Consider the following 16,887-nt stretch of genomic DNA (forward strand, 5'->3'; position numbering starts at 1 on the left):
AACGGATACAATTTTCTGAAAAATAAAATAAAAATGATTGATATGTGAGAAAGAGGAAGCTAAAATAAAAAAGAACCATTTTGTTAACGTTAACATTTTTAAGAGGGAGGATGAAAGTGTGAAAGCTTTTATGGGTGATGATTTTTTACTGGATAGTAAAACGGCCGTAAAGCTGTACCGGGAATACGCTGAAAACATGCCGATCATTGATTATCACTGTCACTTAAGCCCAAAGGAAATCTATGAAAATAAAACCTTCGCAACGATTACGGAGGCATGGCTTTACGGTGACCACTACAAGTGGCGGATCATGAGGGCCAACGGCATTGAAGAGCGCTGCATTACCGGAAACGCTTCAGATGAAGAGAAGTTTTTCGCCTGGGCAAAAACGGTGCCGATGGCGATAGGCAATCCGCTGTACAGCTGGACGCATTTAGAGCTGCAGCGCTGGTTCGGCATTTATGACGTATTGAATGAAAAAACGGCTGCGGCAACTTGGAAAAAAACGAATGAGCTCCTGCAGGGAGACGGGTTTGGCGCAAGGGATCTCATTCTGAAATCAAATGTTAAAGTCATTTGCACAACCGACGATCCTGCCGATGCGCTGACATACCACGAACTGTTGAAAGAAAGTGATTTTCCGGTGCAAGTGCTGCCCGGATTTCGGCCTGACAAAGGACTGGACATCAGCAGCCCGGGTTTTGCCGATTGGGTCCGTTCGCTGGAGAGCGCTTCCGGAATAGCTGTCACCACCTACCAATCGTATTTAGATGCGTTAGAATCCCGCGTCCGCTTATTTCACAATGCCGGGGGAAGAGTGTCGGATCATGCGTTAGATCAAATGGTTTATGCCGAGACGACCGAAGAGGAAGCGGCCCGGATTTTTGCAGCCGGATTAAGCGGAGAGCATGTGTCTTTTGAAGATGAAAAGAAATTCAAAACACGGACGCTGCAATATCTTTGCGGTCTTTACGCCGAACTGGACTGGGCGATGCAGTTCCATATTAACGCGTTAAGAAATACCAATACAAATAAGTTCAGCAGCCTCGGCCCTGATACGGGATATGACTCAATTAATGATGAACGTATCGCAAAGCCGCTTGCCCGGCTGTTAAATTCCGCCGAAAAAAAGCGGCAATTGCCTAAAACGATTTTGTATTCTTTGAATCCGAATGACAACTATATTATCGCCAGCATGATCAACAGCTTTCAGGATGGGAAAACACCGGGGAAAATTCAATTCGGCACAGCCTGGTGGTTCAATGACACGAAAGATGGAATGCTCCAGCAAATGAAAGCGTTATCAAATATGGGCCTGTTCAGCCGTTTTATCGGGATGCTGACGGATTCAAGAAGTTTCCTGTCCTATCCCCGCCATGAATACTTCAGGCGGCTTGTCTGCACGCTGATCGGCGGCTGGGCGGAACAAGGCGAAGCGCCTTACGATATGGAGCTTTTAGGAAAGATTGTCGAGGGGATTTGTTACCGGAATGCTGAGGAATATTTCCGCTTTTAAAAAATGGAATGAAAGAGGTGGCCTATGAGTAATGTGCCTGTCGTGACAGCACCTGCCGCAAAAGTGAAGGAGCATAAGCTGAGTCTGAAAGAAAAAGTATCCTATGGTTTTGGAGATTTTGGGAACGGATTTATGTTTGATCTCGGGCAGATCTATTTGCTGAAGTTTTTCACAGATGTCGCAGGCATTCCGGCAGCGTTCGCCGGCAGTATTTTTTTGGTCAGCAAGCTGTTTGCGGCTGTGACTGATCCGATTGTCGGCTCGGCCATTGACTACAGAAAAAAGATCGGACCCCGGGGGAAATTCAGGCCGTACTTATTATTCGGAAGTATTATTCTTGCGGTCATGACCGTATTGATTTTTGTGTCACCGGACGTGAGCGTCACCTGGAAGCTTGTGTATGCCTATGCTTCTTACATGCTGTGGGGGGTCGCTTATTCTTTCGTCAATATTCCGTACGGCTCCCTCGGCGCGGCCATTACACAGGATGCGGAGGACAGAACGGCGCTTTCCGCATTCCGCCAGATCGGCTCCCTCGGCGCGCTGCTCATTACAAGTGTCATCGTCATCCCGATTCTTGTTCATTTTGATAACGTCCACATTGGCTACCCGGCAGTCATGGGAATGATGGCCGTAATCGGAATCGCGGGATTTATGATCTGCTACCGAAACTGCAAAGAAAGAATTATCGTCCGTGAAGCGCCGAAAGAAAAGCTGTCCGTCATGTCGGTTTTCAAATGCTTTATCGGCAACAAACCGCTTCTGACCGTCGTTTTCATGACGATTTTCTCAATATCGGCATATAACATTAAATCCGCTATGCTTGTTTACTTCGCCCAGTACAATCTCAACAATGCGGAGCTGATGTCCTACATGAGTTTTATCATCATCGGTTCTTCATTTTTAGGTGTTTTGTTTATGCCGAAACTCGTCAAACGTTTCGGAAAAAAGCAAACGGTGATGATCGGTTTTGCCGTCAGCGCCGCGGCTGATGCGCTGAATTTCTGTCTGCCGTCAAATGTATATATCTTTACGGCGTTAGCGAGCATTGCTTTTATCGGGATCAGCATACCAAACGGCATTACGTGGGCGCTTGTGTCGGACATTATTGATTACGGAGAATGGAAGACGGGTGAACGGAAGGAGGCGACGACATATTCGCTTTTCAACTTCTCCAGAAAACTCGCCCAATCTTTATCAGGTTTTCTTTCAGGCATCGGGCTGAGCGTTATCGGCTATATCCCGAATGCATCTCAGACAAAAGGCACGCTGATCGGGATTAAAGGGCTTCTGCTGCTGTACCCGGCTTTCGCTTTAGCGTGCGCCATGCTGATTATCGGTTTAATGTATAAACTGACGGACCGGCAGCATGCCGAGCTCGTTCAGGACTTACATCATGCAAAACCTCAACTTTAGTGATTTTATGGACTGTCCGTTAATGGTACAATAGAAATAAATGACAGCATACAGAAAGAAAGGAAAAACGATGGTAACCATAAAAGATATCGCAAAACTCGCCAACGTATCCCACACAACCGTATCCCGGGCACTTAACGGCAGCCCCTACATTAAAGAGCATACAAAAAAGAAAATATTAGAGCTCGCTTCACAGCTGAATTACACACCGAATGTAAATGCAAAAAGCCTTGCCATGCAAAAGTCCCATACGATCGGGCTGTTTTTTACAAGCATCACAAACGGAACCTCACACAGCTTTTTTTCCGATACCATCAAAGGTGTAAACCGCACGATCAGTGAGGAATACAATTTGTTCGTCCGCGCGATTGACGACCTGAAAAGCTTTGAAACCATTACGCCCATGAGATATGACGGAATCATTTTAATGAGCCAAAGCGACAGTGATAATTCATTTATTTATCATATCCGCGAGAAAAACATCCCGCTTGTCGTGCTGAACCGGGACATTGATGACCGGAGCATCACGAATATCCTGTCAAACGATAAAGAGGGCTCCAGACAGGCGGTCGACTGCCTGATCGCAAACGGACACAGAGATATCGCGATCATTGAGGGAAAGGAAGGATTCAGGTCAACTTCTCAGCGGAAAGAAGGCTATTTGACATCTTTAATTGATCATTCTATCCCGATTAAGCATGAATACAGTGTAAAAGGCCGCTATGATATGGAAAGCGGCAGTCAGGCGATGGAAAAACTCTTGGCGCTTCAATCACCGCCTACGGCTGTTTTTTGTTCAAACGATGATATGGCGATCGGGGCGATGAACGCCATTTTCGCCAAAGGCCTGAACGTTCCGGAAGATATATCCGTTATCGGGTTTGATGACATCGGCATTTCCCAATACATGACACCGAGGCTTTCGACAGTAAAACGCCCGGTAGAAAACATCAGCATACTCGGCGCAGAGAAGATTTTGGCACTAATCGCCGACCCGGATACGGCGGCGGAAAAAATATACGAAAACACCGAGGTGATGATAAGAGATTCAATTAAAAAACTCACATAACGGCCCGTCTGATTATCCGGGTTTTCACGCGGAGAAATGTTAACGTGTGCATAAATACAGAAGGAGGCGGACAGCTTGCGGAAGCTGAATAAAAAGATGTGCGGTGAATACAATCAATATCCTGAAAAAGTCCTTCAGTTCGGCGAAGGCAACTTTTTGCGGGCCTTCGCAGACTGGCAGATCGATCAATTGAATCAACTGACGGATTTTAACGGAAGCGTTGTCGCCGTACAGCCGAGAGGCTCTGAGAAAATCAAACGTTTAAACGAGCAGGACGGTTTATTTACGCTTTTTTTGCAGGGGATAAAGGACGGAAAACCGGCTGAAGAACACATGATCGTCAAATCCATCAGCCGCGGCATTGATCTTTTTTCTGACTATGATTCCTTTAAACGGCTGGCAGCACAAGAGGAGCTTCGTTTTATCATTTCCAATACGACAGAAGCGGGAATTACGTTTGAGAAAGGCGACCGGCTTGAGGATAGACCTCAAAAAACATTCCCCGGGAAATTAGCGGCGTTCCTTTATTTCCGCTATAAGGCATTTGCGGGTGACGCCGAGAAAGGGTGCATTGTGCTTCCATGTGAACTGGTCGAAGAAAACGGACGGAAACTGAAGGCGGCCGTGCTTCAATATGCCGGGCTGTGGGAGCTGGAACCTGGTTTTACTCAATGGATTCATGATGCGAACATCTTCTGCAATACCCTCGTGGATCGGATTGTTCCCGGATTTCCTGTTGATACCGCGGAAGAACTTACCGATTTTCTCGGATACGAAGACCGTCTGCTTGTGGTTGGTGAGCATTATTATTTGTGGGTGATAGAAGGGCCGGAACAGCTTCAGAATGAGCTTCCTTTTGCTGAGGCCGGGCTGAACGCACTGATCACGTCTGACCTTACGTCTTACAGGACAAAAAAGGTGAGAATCTTAAACGGCGCTCACACGGCATTGGCGCCAGTGGCTTTACTATACGGACTGCAAACCGTCCGGGAAGCGGCTGAGCACGAGGTGACGGGCAGATTCATTGAAGAGCTGATCAATGAAGAAATCCTCCCTGTGCTGCAAATAGAGGGTGTCACCCAATACGCGGCAGATGTGTTACAGCGGTTTAAAAACCCTTATATCCACCATTATCTGCAAAGCATTACCCTTAACGCCGCCGCGAAATTCCAAACAAGAAACCTGCCGACGCTGAAGGCTTATATCGAACAGGAGGGCCGGCTACCTGAGAAGCTGGTATTTTCGTTCAGCGCCATGATCTATTCATACTGGAACGGACCGAACAAACCGGCAGACGGCGGGGAGGTTCTTAACCGTTTTCAAATGGCGCGGTCCCGTTGCAAAGATGATATGTTTCAAGCGGCATCTGCCATATTAGGAGAAGAGCGGTTGTGGGGGAAGAATCTGAATCATCTTCCGGGGCTTACTGAACGAACGGCTTTTTTTCTGTCTGTCATTCATAAGCGGGGTATGAAGCATGCGTTACATGAATGCTGAGGCAAAAAGGGGGAAGTAAAATGAAAGAGGTCATAAAAATCCATAAAAACGATAACGTGCTTCTCGCCATGCGCCATTTTAACAAAGGGGAGCGGCTGCATACAGACGGACTGACGATTGAAGTGAAGGACCCTGTAAAGCGGGGGCATAAAATCGCGCTGCAAACCATTGAAGAAAACGGCAGCATCATTAAATACGGTTTTTCGATCGGGCGTGCGACAAGGCGGATTTCGGCCGGCGAGCATATTCATACCCATAATCTGCAAACGAATTTATCCGATGTGCAAGAATACACGTATTCACCGCGCTTCGAGGACAATCCTTTTACAAATGAGAACCGGACATTTAAAGGCTACAGAAGAGAAAACGGTACATCCGGCGTCCGGAATGAACTGTGGATCGTACCTACAGTCGGCTGTGTAAACGGCGTCGCTGAGAAAATCCTGCAGCGCTTCGTAAAAGAGGCGAAAGACATTGCGCCCTTTGACAATGTGCTGGTTTTAAAGCACCAATACGGCTGCTCCCAGCTTGGCGATGATCATGAGAATACGAAACAAATGCTGATAAACGCCATCCGTCATCCAAATGCGGGCGGTGTGCTGGTTTTAGGGCTCGGCTGTGAAAATAATGAGCTGGCGGCGATTAAGGAAACGCTTTCTGAAGTGAACGGAGATCGGGTGAAATTTCTCGAATCACAGGCTGTCACAGATGAAATTGAAGCGGGGACTGCGCTACTTAAAGAGATACACCTTGCGGCAAAGGGAGATAAACGTGAGGAGATTCCGCTGTCAGAATTGAGCATCGGATTGAAGTGCGGCGGGTCGGACGGTTTTTCCGGCATCACCGCAAACCCTTTATTAGGGAGATTTTCAGATTACTTGATTGCACAGGGAGGGAGCACGGTCTTAACGGAGGTGCCTGAGATGTTCGGCGCTGAGACGATTCTCATGCAGCGTGCGGCGAGCGAAGAAGTGTTTCATAAAACAGTCCGATTGATCAATGATTTCAAGCAATATTTTATGAAGCACGAGCAGCCGATTTATGAAAACCCGTCACCAGGGAATAAGGAAGGCGGCATTTCAACGCTCGAAGACAAGTCGCTCGGCTGCACCCAAAAAGCCGGTCTTGCACCGGTTTCTGATGTGCTGACATACGGTGAAACCCTGAAAACAAAGGGATTGACACTGCTCAGTGCGCCCGGCAATGATTTAATCGCTTCTTCAGCGCTCGCCGCGGCGGGCTGTCACATCGTTTTGTTTACAACCGGAAGAGGCACGCCGTTCGGCACATTTGTCCCGACTGTGAAAGTATCAACAAATACCGATTTATTTCAATCAAAGCCTCATTGGATTGATTACAACGCGGGCAGATTGGCGGAAGACCAAACAACAGAAGATCACATTGTAAGAGATTTTATTCAATACATTATTAAAGTTGCAAGCGGAGAATTCGTCAATAACGAAAAAAACGATTTTCGGGAGCTTGCAATCTTTAAGTCCGGTGTGACGTTATAAGGGAAAAGGCGATCTGACAACAGACCGCCTTTTTTATATTAATTTTATTCCGCTGATTAAAATAATCGCCGCCATCACAAACTGCAGCGGGCGCGGTGAGAATTTCGGCGAAAAGAAGCTGCCGAGAAGCACACCCGGCACAGAGCCGATCAACAGATTCAATACAAGCAGGTAATCGACGCTTCCGAAGCTTGCGTTTAACAGACCGGCAGCAGTTACGAGCAGAAAGGCATGTGCGATATCCGTTCCCACCACTTCTGCCGTTTTCATTCTGAACAGGTATAGCATGGCGATCGCAAATAACGAGCCGGACCCAATAGATGTCAGGCCGACGATGAAGCCGAAAATGACGCCGATCAATATCATGAGTGTCCGCTTTTCTTCAAGCGTTTTTTGCTGCCAGCGGTTCGGCCGCAGTTTTTTATCGAAAAAAAGGCGGGCGATAATGGAAATGGCGACAAGGGTCAGCACGTAGCCGAGCGCCTGTTTGATAATCTGCTCCTGATGCTGGTGAAAAGCGGGAAACAAGTGAAGAACTCCGATGGCGGCTGTTGCGCTGGGAATGCTCCCGAGCGCCAAGTAGCCGACAAGTTTAAATTGAACGGTACGCTGCTTCCAATGAGAAACGACACCGAACAGTTTGGTGATGGAGTTATATAAAAGGTCAGTGCCGACGGCGATTGAGGGGTTGATCCCCAAAACGATCAGTAAAGGAGTCAAAAGCGCCGCTCCTCCCACACCCGTCAATCCGACAAGCGTTCCGACAAAGAAACCCATAAACACAATGCTTACAGTCATCTGTGTGCCTCCTGAATAATCCTACTATTTTTATCAGATTATATATGATTAAGAGGCGGTAATCAATTAAATTTTCGGAAAATTTTATACAGAACAAAAAAATCCGCCAGCCTGCTGTTATGTCGCAGACCGGCGGATGGCCGGATTATGATTTTTGCTGATAAAACGGAAGTTCCGTGTGACCCATTTCTCTGACATACACGAAAAGGTTGCCTTTATGATGAATTTCATGCTCCATGGCAAGCTGAAGGAGAGCAGCGCCGGTCACTTTTCTGCCGAAAGAGGCGGTCAGGTCAATTTCGCGGTTCAGCTGCTCTTCAGTCAGCTGTGACAGAATGTCTGTCGTTTTTTCAGTACATGCTTCCGCCAGTTTGACGAGGTCTGTTTCCGCTTCTTCTTTCGGTTTGTTCTGGATGGCTGATCCGTTTCCGTCGTTAATGACGTTTGCAAACATAAGAAAAGAATAAACGATGTGTTTTACAAGTTCCTGAGCGGACATTGATGTCTCTGCCGGTTTGTAGTCGTAATGCTCGCGGCTGATTTTTTCCGCCAGTTCAATCGTCACGTTTCGATGTGACAGAAAGTGGCTGACCAATTGATTTTGTGCTGTCATGTGAAAACCCCCATTTAATACAGAATAAAAGCTGCAAGGATATGCTATATCAACGGCACGGAAGAAACAAGCAATAAGCTTGTGACGGAGATAAATCGTTGCGGATATCCGAAATTCGACAATTGCGGTCTTTTTGCGTTCTTCTTTTTCTAGCAAATATGATAAAATATGACATATCTCGGTCATTCCAAAAGGGGGGATTTATTGAGGATGAAGCAGACTATTCCGTCCTCTTTTGTCGGGCTCAAAATTAATGAATGGTATACCCATATCCGGCAGTTTCACGTCCTTGAGGCGGAGCGCGTCAAACGTGAAGTAGAGAGAGAGATCGAGGATATGGAAGAAGATCAGGATCTGCTGCTGTATTATTCATTAATGGAATTCAGACACCGTGTCATGCTGGATTACATCAAGCCCTTAAAGGAGGACCCTTCTCAGCCTGAGTTTTCAGAATTATTGGAAGACATTGAAGGCAACCAGTATAAACTGACAGGACTGCTTGATTACTACTTTAATTTTTTTCGAGGAATGTACGAATTTAAACAGAAAATGTTCCTAAACGCCATGATGTATTACAAACGGGCTGAAAAAAACCTTGCACTCGTTTCTGATGACATTGAGAAAGCTGAGTTTGCTTTTAAAATGGCCGAGATATTTTACAACCTGAAACAAACCTACGTCTCCATGAGTTATGCCGTTCAAGCCCTTGAAACGTACCAATCGTATGAGACGTACAACGTCCGCAGAATCCAATGTGAATTCGTTATTGCAGGGAATTATGATGACATGCAGTATCCAGAAAGAGCATTGCCCCACTTAGAACTTGCTTTAGATCTTGCAAAACAAGAAGGCAATCCCCGTCTTATCAGTTCAGCCTTATATAATCTCGGAAACTGTTACGAAAAAATGGGAGACCTCTCTAAAGCAGCCGAATATTTTGAGACATCCGTTTCCATTTGCAGGTCAGAAAAGTTCGATAATCTTCCGCATTCTATTTACTCATTAACACAGGTTCTTTATAAACAGAACACTACAGCCGAAGCAGAGAAGCAATACCGCCTCGGGCTCAGTATCGCCCGCGAATACAATGATGAATTGTTTGTGAATCTGTTCCAATTTTTACATGCGTTATACGGCAAGGAAATGGATAACGCATCCGTCAGGCACACGTTTGATTTTCTGGAAGAACACATGCTGTATCCGTATGTGGAAGAATTGGCGCATGATGCTGCCAAATTTTACATGAAACACGGACAGCCTGAAAAAGCGCTCACGTTTTATGAAAAAATGGTGCACGCCCAAAAACAAATCCAGAGAGGAGATTGTCTATATGAAATCTAAACTGTTGTCAGGATTGCTGCTTGTTGCTGTCGGGTTCAGCTTTACACAGGTGATCGGCCATGAAAGCCATTTGGAAAACCAAGCGGACGGCACATTCCATATTGCCGCGCGCAACCAAACATAACATAAAGACCCTTCTTTGGAAGGGTCTTATTTTTTGCATGGGTATCCATTCCATTTTTATCCGAATGCAGGGTCTATATGCTCAAGTTATCTGTCCTACGAATGCCACCTATTGATGAAAAAGGCATAAGGAGAGATGAAGAGTGGGGATTGAAGTGAAAAAACGGCTCGTATCGGCTGATAAATATGCGTTAAAATGTCCGAATCCGATGACGCCGGAGTATATTACCATTCATAACACGGCAAACGACGCATCCGCCGCTAATGAAATCAGCTATATGACGGGAAACAGCGAATCAACGAGCTATCATTTTGCGGTTGATGACAAAGAAGTGATCCAGGGAATTCCGTTGGACCGGAATGCCTGGCATTCGGGAGACGGCACGAACGGTACCGGAAACCGAAAGTCGATTGCTATAGAAATCTGTTACAGCAAGTCAGGCGGCGAACGGTACAGAGCCGCAGAAGAACTGGCGATTGCGTTCGCGGCGCAGCTTTTGAAAGAACGAGGCTGGGGGATTGACAGAATCAGAAAGCATCAGGACTGGAACGGAAAGTACTGCCCGCACCGCATTTTGTCTGAAGGCCGCTGGGATGAAGTGAAGGCGAAGATTGAAAAAAAATTAAGCGGAAGTATGCCGGCGAAAAAAGCCTCTATTTCTTCTTCCGCCTCTGAATACCATGTGAAAAAAGGCGACACCCTATCGGAAATCGCCGCATCGCACGGTGTCAGCATAAAATCGCTGCAAAGCATCAACCATATCACCGATCCGAATCACATTACAGTCGGACAAGTGATCAAGCTCGCTCAGACGGGTTCTTCTTCAAAAAGTCAGGCTGTGCCTTCCTATCCGCTTCCATCCGGTGTGATCAAAGTGACGAAACCGCTGACGAAAGGGACAAACGTAAAACAAGTGCAAAACGCTTTATCCGCTCTTTATTTTTATCCCGATAAAGGAGCAAAAAATCATGGGGCGGACGGCGTTTACGGTCCGAAAACGGCAAATGCCGTAAAGCGTTTTCAATCCGTCAGCGGATTAACGGCAGACGGAATTTACGGCCCGAAAACGAAGGCGAAAATTGAAGAAAAACTGTAATCAATAAAACGGAAGCCTCCCCGGGCTTCCGTTTCTTCTTACATACAAACTGCGGCAAGGGCCTTTTGAATATCATAAATGCTTTCATCTTTTTTAAACTGCTTTGAGACAGCGGGAAGTTCCGCTCCTGAAATCCAAATTTTCAGCTCTGAATCAAGGTCAAAGCGGCCGGCGGTTTCTACGCTGAATCTGGAAATGCTCTTGTACGGAATGGATTGAATCTCCGTTTTCTTCCCCGTGAGTCCCTGTTTATCAACAAGAATAAGACGCTTATCCGTAAAGACAAAGATATCTCGGACGAGCTTAAATGCGGCGTTGACATTCTCACCTTCCAGCAGAATACGGGCCAGTTCTTCTTTTGCTTCAGCCGTCGATATTGTCGACACATTGCCCAGCAATCCATTGATGAACCCCATGATATATCCCCCCTGATACGTATTCTATCAAATCATACTATAAAAAGGTTTCCATTCCCAGATGAGTAGAGTAAACTGATGCTGACTGGAAAAGGAGAGCATGTTACACATGAAAGATAGATATGACAATTTCGCAGCCCTTTCTGCTGCTGAATCGGAATACAGAATTATTTATGAAGAAAAAGAGGGAAGTAAATGTATCGTCCTCGCTCCCCACGGCGGGAGAATTGAACCGGGTGTCAGTGAGCTGGTGCGGGCATTTTCTGACCAAAGCTCAATTTACTTATTTGAAGGGACGAAGCGGTGCAATAACCGTTCTCTCCACTTGACAAGCACACGCTTTGACGAACCCCTGGCTTTAGAAAAAGTGACCGCCCATCATTACGGATTGGCTTTTCACGGGTATCATGATCTGAAAAAGGCAAATACACTCGTCGGGGGCGCGGATCTGGAAAAAGCAAGACTGATTTGTGATCTGCTGCGTGAAGCGGGATTTGATGCCGAGCTGACAGAGAAGAATGATCGGCTGGCAGGTGTAAATCCCGGCAACATTGTCAATCGGACAAAAAGGAAAATGGGGCTGCAATTGGAAGTGAGCACGGCGCAGAGACACGCGCTTTTCAGCAATTTTGGCTGCCGGGGAGAAAAATATACGCCAACCGATCTGTTTTTTCGGTATGTAGAAGCCGTGAAGGCCGGTTTTTATGAGTAAAGAAAACGGACTCGCACCGCCTGCCCATTCTTTCATACACTAAGATTGTTTGAAAGAATGGGGGAATAGTATGTTTTATCATATTAAAGAGCTTCAATACCGCGCAAAGCCGTCTTGTCCTGATCCGGCTTACGCGAAAAAGCTTCAAGAAGTGCTTGGAGGGCAGTACGGTGAGATCAGCGTCATGATGCAATATTTGTTTCAAGGCTTTAACTGCCGTGCCGATGAAAAATATAGAGATTTGCTGCATGATGTCGGAACGGAAGAGATCGGACATGTGGAAATGCTTGCGACGATGATTTCAAGGCTTTTGGACGATGCGCCGGCTGATGTGCAGGAAAATGCCTATAAAAGTGACCCGGCCGTCGCGGCTGTTATGGGGGGAATGAATCCGCAGCACGCCATTGTTGCAGGTTTAGGCGCAATGGCGGCTGACGCTGAAGGATACCCTTGGAATGCGAAATACATTATTTCCAGCGGGAATTTACTTGCAGATTTTCGGGCAAATTTAAATGCGGAATCCCAGGGACGCCTTCAGGTGACCCGGCTGTATGCGATGACTGACGATCCGGGTGTCAGGGATATGCTGTCCTTTTTAATTGCAAGAGATACGTATCATCAAAATATGTGGTACGCGGCGATAAAAGAGCTGGAAGAAAGAGAACGGGACATTGTCGTGCCTGCGACGTTTCCGCGTGAACTCGAAAAGCAGGAAGTGTCGTATGACCTGTTTAACTTTTCCAGAGGAGATGAGAGTTCACAAGGAAGATGGGCCCGCGGTGAAGCCTTTGACGGACGGGGCGAGTTCAGGTATATTTCGGTCCCGGTCGCGTTCGCATCTGCGCCTCATCTTAAACCGGCGCCAATGTGGCTTCACAATACACTTCTTCCGATGTCAAAATGCTGACACTCTGCCCGCAGAGTGCCGCTAATTTTCAATAAAATACGGCGTTTTTTCTTCAGCGGCATGCAAGTGTGTCTGTCCGCTTTCATAATACACATTCGGCCGCTTGTCGGATAACAGACAAGCGAGCCGCTTCTGAAATTGAATACCTGCTTTACGCCGTTCAAACAGCTCCAGCCTTTTTTCCGCAAATGATGCCGTCACCCGGAAAGCGGCTGCGATTAAAATGACGGCGTGGCTTCTCCGTTGGGGAAGCTCCATGTTTAACAGCATAAAGGTCGGCACACAGAAGTGGTACATAAAATGGTTGGCCTGAAATTCCTGCAGTTCCCTGAACAGCTTGTTCATATGAAAATGGTTGCCGGTATGCTTCAGCACATGGCACAGTTCGTGCGCAAAATCCTGCCATTGCTCTTCGGGTGACTTTTTTTGATTCAAGACGATGCTGTACATGCCGTCCCGCTTCAGCATCATACTGTGCGTATCTTCAAAATGAATCCAAATGTCAAGCTCCTTGGCAATCATCTGCATATCAATATGGAGAGGGGCGGTCATTCCCATGCGGCAATATAAGTTTTTGACGTATTCCTCAAGATGTGTTAAAAAATCGCCCAATTGAATACACCCTTTCGAACATATGTTCTTTTTTAAGCGAGAAAGAAAAGCCCTGATCGGACTTTGAATCAATTCCCTTTTCTTTTAAAAATAAACATTCAGCTTTTATATCGGCTGAAGTTAAGCAGTTTTAAAGGAAAAGAGCGGATTATTTATGTTTCGGCCTGCGGTTTTTCTCTTTTTCTTTTAAATAATTAATGAATTCAATTGCCTGCTGTTTGCTCTCCGGGGAAAAGTCCTGCATGTCCCGATATGCGATCTGCAGGTCGGGATCGGCAAACATGTCTTCATCTGAAGGTTCTTTTCCGGTTAACAAATAATCAGTCGACACTTTGAAATAATCCGCAAGCTTTTGCAGCGTGTCGTAATCGGGTTCAGATCGGCCGTTTTCATAATGAGAATATCTGGCGCGCGAGACACCGATATGATTTGCGACTTCTTCCTGCGTTTTCTTTCCTCTGAGACTCTTTAATCTTCCGCCTATCATCCGAATGACCTCTCTTTTTTCAACACCCTAAGTTACTTATGATTATAGATACAAAATGTATCAAAATAAAGGGATGATAAAAAAAGTATCAAAAAGGTCTTGATGATACGAAAGGTATCGTATATAATCAACATCACAGGGATACGAAATGTATCAAAATACGATAAGAAATTGATCGGGAGGGTGAGAGATGAAGGCGATAATCATCCGTTTCAGCAGCAATCCGGCTGACCAGAGATGTTTAGGAAAAGCAGGCGGTTCGATATCTTTTACCGCTTGCGGACTACCGGTATTCCGATTTGATAACCGATTGCAGTATGAACGCTATATAAGTCTGAAGACAAACGGAGACGTCCTTTATGAGTCGTAAAAGCTACCCGTTTTTCATCTATTCCGGATTATTGAATTCAGAACATTATGACAAAATTGGGTCCGCCATTTGGCTGTTTTTATGGTTCATCAGCTCAACGACAAAGGAACACGTAAAAGACGGTGTAAAGTGGGGGATCGTCCTTGGTCATAAGCCCGTAAAAGCAAGAGAGATGGCCGATGTATTTGCCGTCAGCGAAAAAACCGTCAGACGGTGGCTTGAGGTTTTGGAACAGCATGAATATATCAAAACCGTCCGCGCCCCTTACGGACTCATCGTCTCCGTAAAGCACTCGAAAAGATTCACGCCGAAAAAGACATTGACCCGCCCGGAAGCAACTGACCGGACAATATCGGCGGATCACCGGGACAAAAATGTCCGGAGAGAAATAGATATAACAAAAAATCATACTGCTGAAGAAGCGATTAACGACATTGCCGCCCATTTTATCAGATTAAGGTCTGCACAGGAGGGGCGGAGCGTATACCCGTCGCCCCGGGATTATCAGGCCATCGCCCGTATTGTTTCCCTCGGTGCGTCAGCACAAGAAGCAATCAAATGGCTCGGCGAATGCTTTACCGCTTTTGAACAGCGGCGCACATCTTCAGCTGAAACGATCAAGGCTTTCAGCTATTGCGCCAAGTATATGGAAGACCGCCTGAATGCACGAATTGCGGGAAGGACAATCACAACAAAAAAAGAGAGGAATACGATACATGACAAAACGAACGATCGAGCAGATACTGGCCGACCTGAAAAACGGAAAACGTCCATTACTGGCGGACAGACCGGAAGAATCAGACGAAAGCCGCTTTGACTGTCCGCTCTGTAAAGATCAGGGCGGTTATCTCAAAAACCAGCTGGGATTGGATGTGTGGGTTAAGTGCCGCTGCGCCGCCGAACGAAAAGCAGAGCGCATCCTCAGCGCAAGTGAGATTACAGGCGCCTTTCGAAAGCTGGATTTCAAAGGATTTATCACGCGGGGCAAGCCTCAGGCAGTCGTCGACGCATATGAGTGCGCCCTTGAATATGTTGAAAACTTCGACAAGATTAAAAACTGCCGGAAAAACAGCATTGCCCTTTTAGGGCGTCCGGGGTCGGGAAAAACCCATCTTTTGACCGCTCTCAGCAATTATGTCATGAGACAGATGCAGACACCCGTGCTGTATTTTCCTTTTGTGGAGGGCTTTACGGATTTAAAAAATGATTTTGATCTGCTTGATGCAAAGCTTGGCCGTATGAAACAGGCGGATGTGCTTTTTATTGACGATCTGTTCAAACCGCTGAACGGAAAACCCCGGGCGACCGATTGGCAGATTGAACAAATGTACGCCGTCGTGAATTACCGCTATTTAAATCATAAGCCGGTTCTTATCTCGAGCGAGCTGGCCTGTGACGGACTGGTGCAGGTTGATGAAGCCTTGGGCACAAGAATTTATGAGATGTGCAGCGATTATTTAGTCATCATTAATGGCAATTCATTTGACGTAAACCACAGATTAGAGGGGGCGAGATAATGTGTAAGCTGTGCGGGCCGAAGAAGGTCATTGTGACGGAAACGGGTTTCGGCGCTGTCTTTCACCCTTGCCCGAACTGCAAAACAGGCACTGATTTAACGCCGGTCATTAAACGTCTTGAGCGAATGGTTCAAGACGCAAAAGCGAGGCTTGATGCACGTGTATAAATATATTAAATGGCTTTTTTGCCTGCTGTTCAGGGCGAAACGGATAGAAAAGCAAATTGAAGCATGGCATGAGGCTGATGGAAAGTGAGGATAACCATTGCAAGAAAAACACAGCCCCGCTCCATGGCGGGCCGTACACAGCGGAGAAGAAAAACCCATTTACATTTATTCCGCTTACAGCGAAGCGGATAAAGAGAAGTTCCCTTATTCAAACGGAAGGCTCATCGCGGCCGTTTTCAACTTAAGTTCATACTCTCAGCAGATCAACGCGGCATTGATGGCAAAGGCCCCGGAACTTTTTGAGGCGGCCGAAACGGCTCTCCGCCTGCTCCGGGGAGAAAGTTCTGAAGAAAAAGAAGCGTTCATAAATGAGCTCGGAAGCCTCATACATGAAGTAAACATCCTGAAAAAAACGGAGGACGTAAAACATGAATCCTAAAAAACTGACTGACATTGAACATACAACATTACAAAGCCAGCTGGAAGAAGGCAAGGTTCGGGTGATTATTGTAGACGGACTGAAGAAGGAAGCATGGCTCGCCGAAGCGCCGGAGCACGGCAAAACGCTTGTCGAAACGCGAAAAGGGGATCTGGCCCGGGTCGAATATGAAATCGGCTTTAAATTGAATTAAAAACAGAATACGTCCAAGACGGAAAGCCTGCGGACACTGATCAATCGCGTACATGCTGCGCATTGGTTGGTGTCCTTTTTTTG

At 46.4% G+C, this 16,887-nt stretch carries 21 protein-coding genes; 16 read left to right on the forward strand and 5 right to left on the reverse strand.

Translation table 11 applies throughout. The features are described from left to right. Positions 1-118 precede the first annotated feature (118 nt). The 5 genes from uxaC to GNE05_RS06635 all read left to right on the forward strand — a co-directional run bounded on the left by uxaC (position 119) and on the right by GNE05_RS06635 (position 7,012). Positions 119-1,516, forward strand: a complete 1,398-nt coding sequence (gene uxaC / locus GNE05_RS06615; protein ID WP_160182593.1) for a glucuronate isomerase — start codon at positions 119-121, stop codon at positions 1,514-1,516. 24 nt (positions 1,517-1,540) lie between these two features. Further along, positions 1,541-2,932, forward strand: coding sequence for an MFS transporter (locus GNE05_RS06620; RefSeq protein WP_014417510.1), 1,392 nt, complete (start codon positions 1,541-1,543; stop codon positions 2,930-2,932). A 70-nt stretch (positions 2,933-3,002) separates the two neighbouring features. Then, positions 3,003-4,001, forward strand: a complete 999-nt coding sequence (locus GNE05_RS06625) for a LacI family DNA-binding transcriptional regulator (protein ID WP_160182594.1) — start codon at positions 3,003-3,005, stop codon at positions 3,999-4,001. A gap of 75 nt (positions 4,002-4,076) precedes the next feature. Further along, on the forward strand, positions 4,077-5,498 hold the full coding sequence (locus GNE05_RS06630) for a tagaturonate reductase (protein ID WP_160182595.1): 1,422 nt from the start codon (positions 4,077-4,079) through the stop codon (positions 5,496-5,498). Between the two features lie 20 nt (positions 5,499-5,518). Further along, entirely contained in the window at positions 5,519-7,012 is a 1,494-nt protein-coding gene (locus GNE05_RS06635) for a UxaA family hydrolase (protein WP_061581958.1), read from the forward strand. 33 nt (positions 7,013-7,045) lie between these two features. Here the strand turns inward: GNE05_RS06635 and GNE05_RS06640 are convergent, their stop codons facing one another. Next, positions 7,046-7,810, reverse strand: a complete 765-nt coding sequence (locus GNE05_RS06640) for a sulfite exporter TauE/SafE family protein (RefSeq protein ID WP_007610763.1) — start codon at positions 7,808-7,810, stop codon at positions 7,046-7,048. Positions 7,811-7,955: 145 nt separating this feature from the next. Continuing rightward, positions 7,956-8,423 carry a DinB family protein gene (locus GNE05_RS06645; RefSeq protein ID WP_021494037.1) on the reverse strand — a complete coding sequence of 156 codons (468 nt, stop codon included), beginning with the start codon at positions 8,421-8,423 and terminating at the stop codon, positions 7,956-7,958. 204 nt (positions 8,424-8,627) lie between these two features. Here GNE05_RS06645 and GNE05_RS06650 point away from each other — a divergent pair, with 204 nt between their 5' ends. The 3 genes from GNE05_RS06650 (at position 8,628) to GNE05_RS06660 (ending at position 10,984) form a co-directional block, all read left to right on the forward strand. Beyond that, positions 8,628-9,764, forward strand: coding sequence for a Rap family tetratricopeptide repeat protein (locus GNE05_RS06650; protein ID WP_087920760.1), 1,137 nt, complete (start codon positions 8,628-8,630; stop codon positions 9,762-9,764). Further along, positions 9,754-9,888, forward strand: coding sequence for a PhrA family phosphatase inhibitor (locus GNE05_RS06655; protein WP_003154881.1), 135 nt, complete (start codon positions 9,754-9,756; stop codon positions 9,886-9,888). Before GNE05_RS06650 ends, GNE05_RS06655 begins: the two co-directional genes overlap by 11 nt. 142 nt (positions 9,889-10,030) lie before the next feature. Next, the gene (locus GNE05_RS06660) at positions 10,031-10,984 is read left to right on the forward strand and encodes an N-acetylmuramoyl-L-alanine amidase (RefSeq protein WP_014417515.1); all 954 of its coding nucleotides are present in this window, start codon (positions 10,031-10,033) and stop codon (positions 10,982-10,984) included. Between the two features lie 38 nt (positions 10,985-11,022). Here the strand turns inward: GNE05_RS06660 and GNE05_RS06665 are convergent, their stop codons facing one another. After that, positions 11,023-11,400 (reverse strand): PH domain-containing protein, encoded by a 378-nt coding sequence (locus tag GNE05_RS06665; RefSeq protein WP_160182596.1) that lies wholly within the window; start codon positions 11,398-11,400, stop codon positions 11,023-11,025. 109 nt (positions 11,401-11,509) lie between these two features. On the opposite strand from GNE05_RS06665, the gene GNE05_RS06670 reads away from it, so the two are divergent. Further along, positions 11,510-12,112, forward strand: coding sequence for a poly-gamma-glutamate hydrolase family protein (locus tag GNE05_RS06670; protein ID WP_109566877.1), 603 nt, complete (start codon positions 11,510-11,512; stop codon positions 12,110-12,112). Between the two features lie 70 nt (positions 12,113-12,182). Next, on the forward strand, positions 12,183-13,019 hold the full coding sequence (locus GNE05_RS06675; protein ID WP_021494033.1) for a manganese catalase: 837 nt from the start codon (positions 12,183-12,185) through the stop codon (positions 13,017-13,019). Between the two features lie 21 nt (positions 13,020-13,040). Here GNE05_RS06675 and GNE05_RS06680 read toward each other — a convergent pair whose 3' ends face one another. Both GNE05_RS06680 and xre read right to left on the reverse strand, forming a co-directional pair. After that, a complete protein-coding gene (locus GNE05_RS06680) occupies positions 13,041-13,631 on the reverse strand; it encodes an ImmA/IrrE family metallo-endopeptidase (protein ID WP_007610775.1) in 591 nt (196 codons plus the stop codon). Between the two features lie 148 nt (positions 13,632-13,779). Then, a complete protein-coding gene (gene xre, locus GNE05_RS06685; RefSeq protein WP_003154871.1) occupies positions 13,780-14,118 on the reverse strand; it encodes an HTH-type transcriptional regulator Xre in 339 nt (112 codons plus the stop codon). Between the two features lie 190 nt (positions 14,119-14,308). On the opposite strand from xre, the gene GNE05_RS06690 reads away from it, so the two are divergent. From GNE05_RS06690 to GNE05_RS06710, 6 genes are all read left to right on the forward strand, one after another. Continuing rightward, the gene (locus tag GNE05_RS06690) at positions 14,309-14,488 is read left to right on the forward strand and encodes a hypothetical protein (RefSeq protein WP_160182597.1); all 180 of its coding nucleotides are present in this window, start codon (positions 14,309-14,311) and stop codon (positions 14,486-14,488) included. Continuing rightward, positions 14,478-15,305: a hypothetical protein gene (locus GNE05_RS06695; protein WP_020955681.1), complete on the forward strand. Its 828-nt coding sequence runs from the start codon at positions 14,478-14,480 to the stop codon at positions 15,303-15,305. The genes GNE05_RS06690 and GNE05_RS06695 overlap by 11 nt, the downstream gene beginning before the upstream one ends. Beyond that, the gene (locus tag GNE05_RS06700) at positions 15,205-16,005 is read left to right on the forward strand and encodes an ATP-binding protein (RefSeq protein ID WP_063095522.1); all 801 of its coding nucleotides are present in this window, start codon (positions 15,205-15,207) and stop codon (positions 16,003-16,005) included. Before GNE05_RS06695 ends, GNE05_RS06700 begins: the two co-directional genes overlap by 101 nt. Further along, complete coding sequence (locus tag GNE05_RS20960; protein WP_003154863.1) at positions 16,005-16,172, forward strand: hypothetical protein; 168 nt, start codon at positions 16,005-16,007, stop codon at positions 16,170-16,172. Before GNE05_RS06700 ends, GNE05_RS20960 begins: the two co-directional genes overlap by 1 nt. Before the next feature lie 97 nt (positions 16,173-16,269). Further along, positions 16,270-16,611, forward strand: coding sequence for a hypothetical protein (locus GNE05_RS06705; RefSeq protein ID WP_015239676.1), 342 nt, complete (start codon positions 16,270-16,272; stop codon positions 16,609-16,611). Next, a complete protein-coding gene (locus GNE05_RS06710) occupies positions 16,601-16,804 on the forward strand; it encodes an XtrA/YqaO family protein (protein WP_007407280.1) in 204 nt (67 codons plus the stop codon). Before GNE05_RS06705 ends, GNE05_RS06710 begins: the two co-directional genes overlap by 11 nt. Positions 16,805-16,887 lie beyond the last annotated feature (83 nt).

Source organism: Bacillus sp. AM1(2019) (genome assembly GCF_009906915.1).
Taxonomy (GTDB): Bacteria; Bacillota; Bacilli; order Bacillales; family Bacillaceae; genus Bacillus; species Bacillus velezensis.